General features: G+C 66.0%; 13 protein-coding genes. 9 read left to right on the top strand and 4 right to left on the bottom strand.

Going from position 1 to position 14232, the window contains the following annotated elements; all coding sequences use genetic code 11:
• Positions 1-5: 5 nt before the first annotated feature.
• From AB0L63_RS08535 to AB0L63_RS08525, 3 genes are all read left to right on the top strand, one after another.
• Positions 6-1583 (top strand): trehalose-6-phosphate synthase, encoded by a 1578-nt coding sequence (locus AB0L63_RS08535; RefSeq protein WP_364496900.1) that lies wholly within the window; start codon positions 6-8, stop codon positions 1581-1583.
• A gap of 132 nt (positions 1584-1715) precedes the next feature.
• Complete coding sequence (locus AB0L63_RS08530) at positions 1716-2453, top strand: response regulator transcription factor (protein ID WP_364496575.1); 738 nt, start codon at positions 1716-1718, stop codon at positions 2451-2453.
• Positions 2450-3937 carry a HAMP domain-containing sensor histidine kinase gene (locus tag AB0L63_RS08525; protein WP_364496572.1) on the top strand — a complete coding sequence of 496 codons (1488 nt, stop codon included), beginning with the start codon at positions 2450-2452 and terminating at the stop codon, positions 3935-3937. Before AB0L63_RS08530 ends, AB0L63_RS08525 begins: the two co-directional genes overlap by 4 nt.
• A 222-nt stretch (positions 3938-4159) precedes the next feature.
• On the opposite strand, the gene AB0L63_RS08520 is transcribed toward AB0L63_RS08525, so the two are convergent.
• Both AB0L63_RS08520 and AB0L63_RS08515 read right to left on the bottom strand, forming a co-directional pair.
• A complete protein-coding gene (locus AB0L63_RS08520) occupies positions 4160-4585 on the bottom strand; it encodes an HIT family protein (protein ID WP_364496569.1) in 426 nt (141 codons plus the stop codon).
• A 62-nt stretch (positions 4586-4647) separates the two neighbouring features.
• Positions 4648-5022, bottom strand: a complete 375-nt coding sequence (locus AB0L63_RS08515) for a PH domain-containing protein (protein ID WP_364496897.1) — start codon at positions 5020-5022, stop codon at positions 4648-4650.
• Between the two features lie 252 nt (positions 5023-5274).
• Between AB0L63_RS08515 and purD the strand changes: the two genes are divergently transcribed.
• Positions 5275-6546, top strand: coding sequence for a phosphoribosylamine--glycine ligase (gene purD, locus AB0L63_RS08510; RefSeq protein WP_364496566.1), 1272 nt, complete (start codon positions 5275-5277; stop codon positions 6544-6546).
• A gap of 38 nt (positions 6547-6584) precedes the next feature.
• Here the strand turns inward: purD and AB0L63_RS08505 are convergent, their stop codons facing one another.
• Positions 6585-7568, bottom strand: a complete 984-nt coding sequence (locus tag AB0L63_RS08505) for a M23 family metallopeptidase (RefSeq protein ID WP_364496563.1) — start codon at positions 7566-7568, stop codon at positions 6585-6587.
• A gap of 128 nt (positions 7569-7696) precedes the next feature.
• Here AB0L63_RS08505 and AB0L63_RS08500 point away from each other — a divergent pair, with 128 nt between their 5' ends.
• From AB0L63_RS08500 to AB0L63_RS08480, 5 genes are all read left to right on the top strand, one after another.
• Entirely contained in the window at positions 7697-8863 is a 1167-nt protein-coding gene (locus AB0L63_RS08500; RefSeq protein ID WP_364496560.1) for a pyridoxal phosphate-dependent aminotransferase, read from the top strand.
• A 141-nt stretch (positions 8864-9004) separates the two neighbouring features.
• Entirely contained in the window at positions 9005-9643 is a 639-nt protein-coding gene (locus AB0L63_RS08495) for a TetR family transcriptional regulator (RefSeq protein ID WP_364496557.1), read from the top strand.
• An 83-nt stretch (positions 9644-9726) separates the two neighbouring features.
• The gene (purB, locus tag AB0L63_RS08490) at positions 9727-11148 is read left to right on the top strand and encodes an adenylosuccinate lyase (RefSeq protein ID WP_364496555.1); all 1422 of its coding nucleotides are present in this window, start codon (positions 9727-9729) and stop codon (positions 11146-11148) included.
• A gap of 34 nt (positions 11149-11182) precedes the next feature.
• Positions 11183-11605: an HIT family protein gene (locus AB0L63_RS08485; protein WP_364496552.1), complete on the top strand. Its 423-nt coding sequence runs from the start codon at positions 11183-11185 to the stop codon at positions 11603-11605.
• A 128-nt stretch (positions 11606-11733) separates the two neighbouring features.
• Positions 11734-13917 (top strand): S9 family peptidase, encoded by a 2184-nt coding sequence (locus AB0L63_RS08480; protein ID WP_364496549.1) that lies wholly within the window; start codon positions 11734-11736, stop codon positions 13915-13917.
• Positions 13918-13947: 30 nt separating this feature from the next.
• On the opposite strand, the gene AB0L63_RS08475 is transcribed toward AB0L63_RS08480, so the two are convergent.
• Positions 13948-14115: a hypothetical protein gene (locus AB0L63_RS08475; RefSeq protein ID WP_364496546.1), complete on the bottom strand. Its 168-nt coding sequence runs from the start codon at positions 14113-14115 to the stop codon at positions 13948-13950.
• Positions 14116-14232: the final 117 nt, after the last annotated feature.

The following is a 14232-nucleotide window of genomic DNA, read 5'->3' as shown; positions in this document are numbered from 1 at the left end:
ACCAGATGACCCAACAGCCGTCCGAGGACTCCGAACCCGCCTTTCCGGAGTCTCCAGCCGAATCCGACACTACGGTGGTCCCCTCCGCCCTCGCCGACCTGAACGGGGCAGGCTCCGGCTTCGTTGTCGTGGCCAACCGGCTGCCGGTCGACCTGGAGCGACTCCCCGACGGCACCACCCGATGGAAGCGCAGTCCTGGTGGTCTGGTGACCGCGCTGGAGCCGGTGCTCCGGAATAACAAGGGGGCGTGGGTCGGCTGGGCCGGCGTTCCCGATGTCGATATCGATCCGATCATCGAGGACGGCCTCGAACTGCATCCGGTGCAGCTGTCCGCGGCGGAGGTCGCCGATTACTACGAGGGCTTCTCCAACGGCACGCTGTGGCCGCTATACCACGATGTGATCGTGCGCCCGGTCTACGATCGGACCTGGTGGGCCGCCTATGTGACGGTGAACCGGCGCTTCGCCGAGGCCACCGCGAAGGTCGCCGCCGAGAACGCGACCGTCTGGGTGCAGGACTACCAACTGCAATTGGTGCCGAAGATGCTGCGAATGCTGCGGCCTGATCTCACCATCGGATTCTTCCTGCACATTCCGTTCCCGCCGGTCGAGCTGTTCATGCAGATGCCGTGGCGGACCGAGATCATCGAGGGTCTACTCGGCGCTGACCTGATCGGCTTCCATCTGCCGGGCGGCGCGCAGAACTTCCTCTACCTGGCCCGCAGGCTGGCCGGCCAGCCCACCTCGCGCGGCAGCGTCGGGGTGCGGTCCAAGCTCGGCGTGGTGCAGGTGGGCTTCCGCACGGTCCGGGTCGGCGCGTTCCCGATTTCGATCGCCTCGGCCGAACTCGACGAACATTCGCGCCGTCGCTCGGTCCGTGAACGGGCCGCGAAAATCCGTGCCGAACTCGGCAATCCGAAAAATATCCTGCTCGGTGTCGACCGCTTGGACTACACCAAGGGCATCGATATCCGGCTGGCCGCGCTAGAGGAGTTGCTGCTGGAGGGCAGATTGGATCCGGCCGATACAGTCATGGTGCAGCTGGCCACCCCGAGCCGGGAGCGGGTGGAGAGCTATATCCAGATGCGCGGCGATATCGAACGTCAGGTCGGCCGGATCAACGGTGAATTCGCCAGGGTCGGTTATCCGGTCGTGCACTATCTGCACCGCCCGATCGCGCGTGACGAGCTCATCGCCTTCTTCGTGGCCGCCGACGTCATGCTGGTGACGCCGCTGCGCGACGGGATGAACCTGGTCGCCAAGGAGTACGTCGCCTGCCACAGCGGTCTCAACGGAGCCTTGGTATTGAGCGAATTCACCGGCGCCGCAGCCGAATTGCGCCAGGCATATCTGTGCAACCCGCACGACCTGAACAGCGTGAAGGATGCCGTGATCTCCGCCTTGGAGGACGACCGCGATACGCGCCGCCGCCGAATGCGCGCGCTGCGCCGCCAGGTGCTCGCGCACGATGTGGACCGCTGGGCGCGGGCATTCCTGGAGGCACTGGCTCAAGACCAGGTCGCGGGGAGTGCGCTGCTCACCGATGACGACGTATACCCAGAGTCGCGAACTCCCCGTCGCTGAAGCAACCCCGACGGAGCGAGTCTTACGAGCGAACACGCAGCGCCGCAGGCGCGGCAAATCCAACACAGCACTCACAGGAATCACCCAGCTGAGGTCCAGGCAGATCCCAGCCGATTGCCGGACCATAATGCAATGAGTGGTGCGCCTGCGGAGTCCACGCCCGAGGCCCGGGTGCTGGTGGTGGACGACGAACCCATGATCGTGGAGCTCCTTTCGGTCAGCCTGCGCTATCAGGGGTTCGCGGTCGATACAGCCATCGACGGGGCACAGGCGCTGGACAAGGCGCGCACCTTCCGGCCGCAGGCGTTGATCGTCGACGTGATGATGCCGGGCATGGACGGCTTCGGGCTGCTGCGCCGACTGCGCGCCGATGGCATCGACGCACCGGTACTGTTCCTGACCGCGCGCGACGACATCCAGGACAAGGTCGCCGGACTCACCCTCGGCGCCGACGACTACATCACCAAACCGTTCAGCCTCGAGGAAGTGGTGGCCCGGCTACGGGTTGTCCTGCGCCGCTTCGGGCACACTGCCCCGCGGCGGGAGAGTTCGCGAATTCGGTTCGAGGACATCGAACTCGACGATGATACGCACGAGGTGTGGAAGGCGGGCGAGCCGGTTGCATTGTCGCCCACCGAATTCACCTTGCTGCGGTATTTCATGGTGAATTCCGGCACGGTGTTGAGTAAGCCGCGCATCCTGGATCATGTGTGGCGCTACGACTTCGGGGGTGAGGTCGGCGTGGTCGAAACGTATGTTTCGTATCTGCGCAAGAAGGTCGACACGGGCGATCAGCGCCTGATTCACACGCTGCGTGGCGTGGGCTACGTGATGCGCGCGCCGAATCGCACGCGCCGGTCCGAGAAATGATCACGTCCCGGATCGCGCAGGCCCGTCGCACACTGGCACACGCTTCTTCGGCGATTCCGCTGCGGGTGACGCTGGTGGTCGCGCTCGTGCTGCTATCCGCGCTCGGACTGTTCGCATCCAGCATGGTCGTCACCTCGGCGCTGGAGAATTCGCTGCTGCACCGCACCGATCAGCAGCTTCGTGATGCGGTGATGGCGTTGTCGCGGCCGCGGCCGCCGGCTCCTGCGCATCCGTCCAGCACCTTCTTTGTCCGCATCGAGCCGACCCCGGGCGGCAACAGCTCCGTTTATCTCGAGACCAGGCCGTTCGATGAGGAGGCCGAGCCGGACCTGCCGCGACTGCCCGATGTGCGGCCGACCATGGATCCGCCGGGCAGCAAGGTCCTCACCAGACCGGTAACCGTCGGCTCCAAGAACGGTTCGATGGTCAAATGGCGGACCATGACGGCGGTGTCACCCGATACGACGACAACCATCGCGATACCGCTCACCCAGAACATCGATACCGTCAATCGGCTGATCATGTTGCAGCTAATGGTCGGTGTCGCGGTACTCGCCGCACTGGCGGTGCTCGCCTACTTCGTGATCAGACGCAGTCTGCGGCCGTTGCGCGCGGTCGAGCAGACGGCTGCCGCGATTGCCGCCGGTGATCTGCACCGCCGAGTTCCGGTGCGCGGCACCAATACCGAGGTCGACCGGCTGTCGCAATCGCTCAACGGAATGCTGGCCCAGATCCAACGGGCCTTCGCCGCGACGGAAGCCTCCGAATCGGCGGCCCGGCGCTCCGAGGCGAAGATGCGGCGCTTCGTCGCCGACGCGAGTCATGAACTGCGCACCCCGCTCACCACCATCAGCGGCTTCGCCGAACTGTATCGGCAAGGCGCGACCGCGGATCCGGCCATGTTCATGGACCGGATCGAACACGAGGCCCAGCGCATGGGGCTTTTGGTCGAGGACCTCTTGATGCTGGCCCGATTGGATGCCCAACGTCCGCTGGAACTGGGGCCGGTCGATCTGCTCGCCGTCGCCAGCGACGCCGTGCACAATGCCCGTGCAGTCACCGCGGCCACTGGCGATGACGGGCCGCGCCGCGCTGTCGAACTGGAAATCCGTCCGGGTACAGGAACATTGGAAGTTATCGGCGACGAGGCGCGGCTGCGCCAGGTGCTGGCCAATCTGCTGAACAACGCACTCGTGCACACGCCCACCGACGCCGACGTCAAGGTCCGGCTGACCCCGACCGACGACGAGGTCCTGCTGGAAGTCGCCGATACCGGTCCGGGCCTACCGCCCGAGGAGGCCGAGCGCATCTTCGAACGCTTCTACCGCACCGACACCTCCCGCACCCGCGCCAGTGGCGGCACCGGCCTCGGCCTCTCCATCGTCCAAGCCCTGGTCGACGCGCACAACGGCATCGTGAGCGTCGAAAGCGCCGAGGGCGCAGGCACCACCTTCACCGTCCGCCTACCCCGCGAAAGTCGCTGAGCGCCCCGCGCTGCGGCAGCACACCGTGTGTTCGACGAAACTCGCAACGATTCCGGTTGGTGAGGGGCATCTGAACGGGTCAGTCGTTCCGGCCTGTCCATGGCTTGATCTGCCCGGCGCGTCGGATATCGGCTGTGACACTCTCGATCATCTGGAGTTGGCTGTCGACGATCTGGCATCCGCATCGGCGCATCGGCGCATCGCGCTGAAGACCGCCCTGACTCAGTCGGGGACGCAGGCTCCGTAGCCCAGGTCACGCAGTGCGGTCTTGATCTTGGTTTGGGCTTCGTCGAGGGATTCGGGGGTTGGGTGCGGGTTGGCGCCGGAGATGTCGAAGTTGCCCATGGCGAAGGCCGGGAAGACGTGGACATGCAGGTGGGGGACTTCCAGACCGGCGATGAGCAGGCCGGCGCGGGGTGCGTCCCAGGCGTGGCGGACCGCTTGGCCGATCTTCTGCGCGACGCTGTTGAGCCGCGCGAAGGTGTCGGCGTCGACGTCCTGCCACTGATCGATCTCCTTGCGGGGGACCACCAGCGTATGCCCTTGCGTCACCGGGGCGATGGTGAGGAATGCGACGAATTCGTCGTCCTCCCAGACGAATCGGCCCGGTAGCTGGCCCTCGATGATCGCGCTGAAAACAGAAGCCATGCACCGCAGGCTACGCCGAGAGTTCCCGATCGGTTGTTCGGGTGTTGACGGCGCCCGGTAAATCAGGCGACGTAGTGCGACAGGATGCTTTGCACCTCGTAGATGTCTACCTGACGGTTGAATCGCTTCTGCACCGGTTCGTGGGTGCCGGAGATCCAGATGCAGAGTTCGGCATCCAGGTCGAAGGTGCCCGCGGTCTCCACCGAGAAATGAGTGATGGCGCGGTACGGGATGCTGTGATAGCTCACCTTGCGGCCGGTGACCCCCTGCTTGTCGACCAGGATGAGACGCCGGTTGGTGAACAGAATCGCATCGCGGACGAGCAGATACGCGGCGTAGACCTGCTCACCGCCGCCCATCAGCTTCGCGTATTCCGCTTGCGCCTTTCCGGGATCTATCCGCCCGGCATTGCCCATCAGTCCGTCGATCAGACTCATTGTCAGCACGTCCTTTGCGCGGTAGAGGTCGGCTGTCGTGCCCCGTCCCATCAATCATCCACTCGACAACCGCTCGGGGCCGATAACATGACGACTGATTTCGTGAGTACATGGGTAACTCGTCGGATACGCCCAAGAGTGAGCCAGGACCGCACCGCCGGTCCTCGGGCGAAGTTACGGTGCACCCAACGACCGGCAAAAGTTCCGGGGAGGCGGGGGAGCCGGTGTCGACGACACCCTAAGCTGTTGCCCGTGCGCGTACTCGTCATCGGTTCCGGAGCCCGTGAACATGCCCTCGTCCTGGCCCTGCGCCGGGACCCCGCGGTGTCCGCGCTGTTCGCGGCGCCGGGCAATGCCGGGATCGCCCAGCACGCGCAGGTCGAGGTGGTGGATCCGTGCTCCGCGGAGGCGGTGGTTGCCCTCGCGACCGAGCTGGACGCGGACCTGGTGGTGATCGGGCCCGAGGTGCCGCTGGTGCTCGGCGTCGCCGACGCGGTCCGGGCCGCGGGGATCGCGTGTTTCGGTCCGTCGGCCGCGGCCGCGCGCATCGAGGGGTCGAAGGCCTTCGCCAAGGACGTGATGACCGCGGCCGGGGTGCGTACCGCGCACAGCGAGATTGTCGACAACCCCGCTGAACTCGATGCCGCGCTGGATCGGTTCGGCCCGACCTGGGTGGTCAAGGACGACGGCTTGGCCGCGGGCAAGGGCGTGGTGGTGACCGCCGACCGGCATGCCGCCCGCGATCACGGTGCCGAACTGCTCGAGCAGGGCCATCCGGTGCTGTTGGAATCCTTCCTGGACGGACCGGAGGTTTCGCTGTTCTGCCTGGTCGACGGCGAGACCGTAGTACCGCTGCTGCCCGCGCAGGATCATAAGCGGGTCGGCGACGGCGATACCGGGCCGAATACCGGCGGTATGGGCGCGTACACGCCGCTGCCATGGTTGCCGCAGGAGTCGGTCACCGCGATCGTCGAGGATGTCGTGAAGCCCGTCGCGACGGAGTTGGTGCGGCGTGGCTGCGGCTTCTCCGGACTGCTCTACGCCGGTCTGGCGATCGGTGCCGACGGACCCGCCGTCGTCGAATTCAATTGTCGCTTCGGTGATCCGGAGACCCAGGCGGTGCTCGCGCTGTTGGAGAGTCCACTCGGCGAATTGCTGAACGCCACCGCGACCGGGACGCTCGCCCGAGTCGCCGCCCCGCGTTGGCGGGACGGTTCGGCCGTCACGGTCGTGATCGCCGCCGAGAACTATCCGGGTCGTCCGCGCGTCGGTGACGTGATCACCGGAGCGGGCGATGGCAGTACCGACGACTCGTCCGCCGTACTACACGCGGGAACCGCGTTGCGCGAGGACGGAACCCTGGTCTCCGCGGGCGGTCGCGTACTGAGTGTCGTCGGCGTCGGCGCGGATCTGGCCGAGGCGCGCGCACACGCCTACAACCGCATTGCCTCGATCAAGCTGCCGGGCAGCCACTTTCGCACCGATATCGGCCTCGCGGCCGTCGAGGACCGCATCAGTGTTTGATTGCCGCTGCCGCTCTGGATCAGTCGACGCTTTCGGGCTCAGCCGAAGCTGAGCCCGCGCATCGCCAACCACTGCTGCGGGTCGACGTGCTGTCCATTGACGATGACCTCGAAGTGCAGATGTGGTCCGGTGGAGTCACCGCGGTTGCCCATGCGGGCGATCTGCATACCCGCCGGCACGCGCTCGCCGACGGAGACGAAGAAGTCGTACATATGGCCGTAGACGGTGATGCTGCCGTCGTCGTGCCGGATGCGCACCCAGAGCCCGAAGCCCTGCGCGGGGCCCGCATCGATGACGGTGCCGTTGGCGACGGCATAGATCGGGGTGCCGATGGGACCGGCGATGTCGATACCGTTGTGGAAAGTGCCCCAGCGCGAACCGAATCCGGAGGTGAAGATGCCGCGCGTCGGCAGAACCATGCCGGTGATGCCGGGCAGCACCGACCCGGCGATGACCGGTGCGCTGCCTGTCATCCACGGCTGATACTCACCGGAGACGGCCGCGGCCGCCTCGGCCTTGGCGCGTTCCAGCGTCGCGCGGGTCGCGGCCGCGACCACCTCCTGCTCCCGGATGCGCTCACCGTTGGCGATGGCATTCAGATAGCGCTTCACCGACAGCGGGGTCGACTGCATTTGCTGCGGATACGCGAAGGCGACGCGTTGCGCCTCGTCCGGGCCGGGCGTGCGGTTGGTGACGCCCCAGGCGAACGCGGAATCCGCGGCCGCGAAGACGGCGGTGACACAGACACCGACGATCAGGACCCGGTGCTTGCGCACTAACGCGCGGTGGTCGGGTTTGGGACGGTCCTCCCACAGTGCGCGCAGGTCGGGTGTCGGTTGCCGACGCAGCCAGACCAGGCCGTCCCGGCACTCGCCGAGCACCTCGCGCGCCCGTCCCGGCAGCGCACGCAGCTCGGATTCGTGTCGTTCCCGCACCGCGGCGCGCCAATCGGGGGATATGACACCGATGCCACCCACCCCGGGTACTCGGTCCAGCCGCGCACGGCGTGCCTTGTCAAGCATTAACGCCGACAATAACCCGGGCCGGACGCCGCGCACCTGCCGAAACACGCGGTCGGTCGCATTTCGGTATCCGACAAAGTCGAGTATCGGCGCCAACCCGATGTTCGGGACCGTCTACCGTACGACGGGTGTCCAGAGAATCTCGCCGGTCGACCATTCCACCTTTCTACGTGATGGATGTCTGGAAAGCCGCCGCGGAACGGGCCAGGACGCAAGGGGATGTGCTGGTGCTGGCGGCCGGGCAGCCGTCGACGCCGGCACCGGCCCCGGTGCTGCGCGCGACCAAGGCGGCAATCGATGCCGAATTACTCGGTTACACAGAAACATTCGGCATTCTGTCGCTGCGCGAGGCGATTGCCGAGCACCATCGCGATACCTACGGATACGCCGTAGAACCCGACGATGTCGTGGTGACGACCGGATCCTCCGGCGCGTTCACCCTCATCTTCCTGGCCGCATTCGACGCCGGGGATACCGTCGTGGTGGCCAGGCCGGGATATCCGGCCTATCGCAACTCCCTGGCCGCGCTGGGGTGTCGCGTCATCGAACTCGATTGCGGTGCGGAGACCCGATTCCAGCCGACGGTCGCCATGCTGGAGGCGCTTCCGGAACCGCCAGCGGGTCTGATCGTGGCCAGCCCGGCCAACCCGACCGGCACCATGATCGATCCGGATGAGCTCGCCGCGCTGGCCCGCTGGTGCGAGGCGCACGGCACCCTGCTCATCTCCGACGAGATCTACCACGGCATCACCTACCAGGGCGTCAGCGTCGGACGGACGTCATCGGCCTGGGAGACCTCGCGCGAATCCGTGGTCATCGGCTCGGTCTCGAAGTACTTCTCGATGACCGGCTGGCGGCTCGGCTGGATGCTGGCCCCGAGCGGATTGCGGCCGGCACTGCAGCGGCTCGCATCCAATATGACCGTGTGTCCGCCGGCGATCTCGCAGTACGCGGCGCTGCACGCGTTCGGCGCCGAGGCCAAGGCGGAACTCGACGGTCACGTCCGGCGCTACGCGGTGAATCGGCAACTACTGCTGGAGGGGCTGCCGAAGCTCGGCATCACCGACCTGGCTCCGGCCGACGGCGCCTTCTATGCCTACGCCGATATCGGCCATCTCACCGACGATTCCAGGCGGTGGTGCGCCGAGGTGCTCGACCGCACCGGCGTCGCCTTGGCGCCCGGTGTCGACTTCGATACGGCGGCGGGGCACCGGACGGTACGGTTCTCCTTCGCCGGAGCCACCGCGGACATCGAGGCGGCACTTGTTCGGTTGGATCACTATCTACGTGGTTGATCATGCTGTCCGACAACGAGTTTGCACGGTTCGGCACCATGAACGAGCAGATGCGGTAAAACAACGATGGCTGGGTTTCATTCTCTAGGTTTCCTCTCTGATTCGCACGGATGAACTGATGACGACTGGCACGATGGCACGGTGATCACCGCGACGACCCCGAAAGGCGAACGGCGTCGCCAGGCTTTGGTAGCGGCCGCCGCCGAGTTGTTACTCGAAGGCGGATTCGATGCGGTGCGGCATCGCTCGGTCGCGACGCGCGCCGACCTTCCGCTGGCGTCGACGACGTACTACTTCGAGTCGCTCGATGATCTGATCGCGCGCGCGGTCGAATTCAGCGGCAATACGGAACTGGACGCGATGCGGCGTCGGGTCGGCGAGGTGAGCCACCGCAGACGCGGCGCGGAGGCGACCGTCGATTTGGTGTTGGACCTTTTGGTGGGGGCCGACGGACACGACGAGGGCGCCCGCGGGCAGCTCATCGCGCGCTATGAGCGTTCGGTGGCCTCGGCACGGCATCCGGAACTGCGGGAGGTCCAGCTACGACTAAGGGCGCAGCTGGACGAGTTGCTCGCCGATGTACTGCGCCGCTCCGATCGGGCGGTCCGGTCGGAACAGTTGCGCAGGATGGTCGCGGTGGTCGACGGGGCCGTGGTGTCGGCGCTGAGTGAAATTGATCCGGAGCCAAGGCGAATGGCGCGCGGAGCATTGCTCGAGGTCATCGATATCGTCGCGCCCGCGACGCCGCAGCAGGTCGATAGGTTCCGGACACTAGAGTGACTACACGTGAGAGAGCGCAGCGAGCGAACCAAAGGCACAGCGCCTAGGCGTACGACGGAGCCGAGCGCTAGCGAGGCGCAGTCGTGAGCCTTGTCCCGAACGTCCTCGCCACCCGATACGCCAGCCCCGAGTTGGTGCATCTCTGGTCGCCCGAGAACAAGATCGTGCTCGAGCGGCGGCTGTGGCTGGAGGTGTTGCGGGCGCAGTCCGAACTCGGCATCGACCTGCCCGCGGGCGTCATCGCCGATTACGAGCGGGTCATCGATCAGGTGGATCTCGCCTCGATCGCCGAGCGTGAGCGGGTCACCCGCCACGACGTGAAGGCCCGCATCGAGGAATTCAACGCGCTGGCCGGGCACGAGCAGGTGCACAAGGGCATGACCAGCCGCGATCTCACCGAGAATGTGGAGCAGCTGCAGATCCGGCTTTCGTTGGAGCATGTGCACGCGCACGGTGTCGCGGTGGCGGCGCGGCTGGCCGAGCGGGCCGCCGAGTACCACACGCTGGTGATGGCGGGACGTTCGCATAATGTCGCCGCCCAGGCCACCACTCTGGGCAAGCGGTTCGCCTCCGCCGCCGACGAGCTGTTGATCGCGCTGACCCGCCTGCGTGAACTCATCGACCGCTACCTGCTGCGCGGTATCAAGGGGCCGATGGGCACCGCGCAGGACATGCTCGATCTGCTCGGCGGCGATTCGGCCAAGTTGGCGACGCTGGAGCAGCAGGTCGCGCGGCATCTCGGCTTCGCGAATGTGCTGACCAGTGTCGGGCAGGTGTATCCGCGCTCGCTCGATCACGATGTGCTGTCCGCGCTAGTTCAGGTCGGTGCGGGTCCGTCGTCGTTCGCGCACACCATTCGGCTGATGGCGGGCCACGAGCTGGTCACCGAGGGCTTCCAGCCCGGCCAGGTCGGCAGCTCCGCCATGCCGCACAAGATGAACACCCGGTCCTGCGAGCGCGTCAACGGCCTGCAGGTGGTGTTGCGCGGTTATGCCTCGATGGCCGCCGAACTGGCTGGCGCGCAATGGAATGAGGGCGACGTCTTCTGTTCGGTGGTGCGCCGCGTCGCGCTGCCGGATGCCTTCTTCGCCGTCGACGGCATGATCGAAACCTTCCTGACCGTGCTCACCGAATTCGGTGCCTATCCGGCCGTCATCTCCCGTGAACTCGACCGCTACCTCCCCTTCCTCGCCACTACCCGGATGCTCATGGCTGCCGTCCGGGCCGGTGTCGGTCGCGAAACCGCCCACGAGGTAATCAAGGAACATGCGGTAGCCGTCGCCCTGGCCATGCGGGAACAGGGCCGCGAACCCGATCTGCTGGACCGCCTGGCCGCCGACTCGCGCTTTCCTTTGGACCGCGCCGAATTGGAAGCCGCCCTGGCCGATAAGTCGGCCTTCATCGGCGCTGCCGAGGCCCAGGTCTCGGATGTGGTGGCCGCTGTCCAGAAGCTGGTGGACCAGTACCCCGACGCGGCCCGCTACACCCCGTCGCCGATCCTCTAGCCGCGACATCGGTAACCGGCGATAGTGTTCGGCCGTGAATCCGTACACGATCTTTGGCGACATTGTGGCTGGGCTGGCGGAGGCCAGCCGAGTCTATGAGGACGATGATGTGGTGGCGTTCATGGACATTCGGCCCATGACGCCCGGGCATTTGCTCGTGGTGCCGAAGGTGGCGGCGCGGAGTCTGGCCGAGCTGGATCCGGCGGTCGGAGGGAAGTTGTTCCAGGTGGCGCAGAAGCTCGCGGGCGCGCTGCGGGCCAGCGAGGTGGGGTGTGATGGAGTCAACTTCTTCTTGGCCGACGGGGTGACCGCAGGTCAGGAGGTGTTCCATGTGCATTTGCATGTCATTCCGCGGACGCCGGGTGACGGATTCGGATTACGTGGGCGGCCGACCAGTCCGCACCGCGCTGACCTCGACTATCTGGCGAGTTCGATCCGCGGCGCGCTCGCTCGCTGAGCGGTCGCTGTGACTGCCGTGCTGGCGTGAAAGCCGGGCCATAACCGATCTGCACCGGGTGGGCGCGGTCCTCGACGAGATCATCCGAGCGGCCGGCGGTGGCCGGCCCGAACAGTAGGGTGGACCCCATGGCTCTCGACAGTGGAACCGGAACGCTCGCCGGTCCGGGTGATGAATCGGCCGTGGTGACGGCCCCGATCGCCAAGACGGTGCGCACCGAGCGGGTGCACCACGGCGATGTCTTCATCGATGAGTACGAATGGCTCCGCGATAAGGAGAACCCGGAGGTCATCGCCTACCTCGAGGCCGAGAACGCCTACACCGAGGCGCAGACCGCGCATCTCGGCGGACTGCGGAGCAAGATCTTCGACGAGATCAAGACACGCACCCAGGAGACCGACCTGTCGGTGCCGATCCGGATGGGCGAGTACTGGTACTACTCGCGCAGCTTCGAGGGCAAGCAGTACGGCGTGCACTGCCGCTGTCCCATCGATGCCACGGCCGAGGGGATCGATGCCTGGGCCCCACCGCAACTCGAGGTCGACACCGAGATTCCCGGGGAGCAGGTGCTGCTGGACAGCAACGAGGTCGCCGCGAGCCACGACTTCTTCTCCCTAGGCGCGTTCTCGATCAGCCATGACGGCAACCTGCTCGCGTACTCGGTCGACACCTTGGGTGACGAGCGCTATCTGCTGCAGTTCAAGGATCTGCGCACCGGCGAGATGCTCGGCGACGAGATCGCGGGCACCGCACCCGGCGCGACCTGGTCGCTGGACGGCACCCACGTCTTCTATCAGACTGTCGACGAAGCCTGGCGGCCCGACACCGTGTGGCGGCACCGGCTCGGCACAGCCAAGGATGACGATGTCAAGGTCTTCTACGAGCCTGACGAGCGCTACTGGGTGAGCATCGGCGCGACGCGCTCGGAGAAGTACCTGATGATCTCGGTCAACTCCAAAATCACCACCGAGGGCTGGGTGCTCGAATCCGATAATCCCGAAGGGGAATTCCGGGTCATCCTGCCGCGCCGCGAGGGCGTCGAATACGCGGCGGAACATGCGGTGGTCGGCGGCGAGGACCGTTTTCTGATCCTGCACAACGATGTCGTGGACGGGGTGAAGGCGGAGAACTTCGTGCTCGCCGAGGCCCCGGTATCGGATCCGTCGAATATGACGCCGCTGATCGGACATCGCGACGATGTGCGGCTCGAGGATATCGACCCGTTCGCCGGTCATCTGGTGCTGAGCTACCGGCGCGAAGCGTTGCCCCGCATTGCCATTTGGCCGCTGACCGAATCCGGCTACGGCGAGCGGCGCGAACTCGAATTCGATCTGGAACTCTTCTCGGTCGGTTCCGGGTCGAATCCGGAATGGGAACAGCCGACGCTGCGGATCGGGCTGACCTCGTTCATCACGCCGACGCAGGTCTTCGACTATGTCCCCGCCACCGGTGCGTTGCTGCTACGCAAGGAGCAGCCGGTACTCGGCGGCTTCGACGCGGACGACTATGAGCAGCACCGGGATTGGGCGCTCACCGCGGACGGCACTCGGATTCCGATCTCGCTGGTGCGCAAGAAGGGGCTGCCCGCGGGCCCGAAACCGCTGCTGCTGTACGGATACGGCTCTTACGAGACCAATATTGATCCGTCCTTCTCGGTGTCGCGGATCTCGCTGCTCGACCGCGGCATGGTGTTCGCGGTGGCGCATGTGCGCGGTGGTGGTGAAATGGGACGGTTCTGGTACGAGAACGGCAAGACACTCACCAAGAAGAACACCTTCACCGATTTCGTCTCCTGCGCACGGCATCTCATCGATATCGGTGCCACCTCGGCGGATCGGCTGGTCGCCGACGGCGGTAGTGCGGGCGGTCTGCTGATGGGCGCGGTGGCGAATATGGCACCCGAGCTGTTCAAGGGAATTCTGACCAGCGTGCCGTTCGTCGACCCGCTCACCTCGATCCTGGACCCGTCGCTGCCGCTCACCGTCATCGAATGGGACGAGTGGGGAAATCCGTTGGCGGACAAAGAGGTCTACGACTATATGAAGTCCTACGCCCCCTACGAGAACATCGAAGCCAAGGACTATCCGGCCATTCTGGCCATCACGAGCATCAACGACACCCGCGTGCTCTACGTGGAACCCGCCAAGTGGGTCGCCAAGCTGCGCGCCACCAAGACCGGTGACACACCGGTGCTGCTCAAGACCGAAATGAGCGCGGGCCACGGCGGCGTCAGCGGCCGCTACGAGGTGTGGAAGGAAGTCGCCTTCGAATACGCCTGGTTGCTCGACACGCTCGGTCTGGCCGACGCGTAGGTCGGTGCGCGGCCGGTCCACCCCGGCCGCTCACCCGGCGGGTACCAATAGTTTGCCGAGCAGCGCCGTGAGCTGGCGGCGCTCAGCGGCGGTCAGTGCCGCGAAGGTCTTGTCGAGGTAGGCCGGAATCGCCGCCTTCGCCTGGTGCTGCTCGCCGCTCGTGCTCGCGGACTCGGCACCACCTGGACCAGCGCGCACGGAGCAGGGCTGCCTTCACGCCGGAGATCCTAAGGGGGGATGTGCCGCGGGTGTGACGCAGTGTTCGTCGGCGGGTCATCCACCCTGCACGCCGAGTACATCTGCGGCTGGCACCGT

This window comes from Nocardia sp. NPDC051990, assembly GCF_040680755.1.
Classification (GTDB): domain Bacteria; phylum Actinomycetota; class Actinomycetes; order Mycobacteriales; family Mycobacteriaceae; genus Nocardia.
Note: the sequence above shows the minus strand (reverse complement) of the source record. Positions and strands in the feature narration are given on the sequence as shown.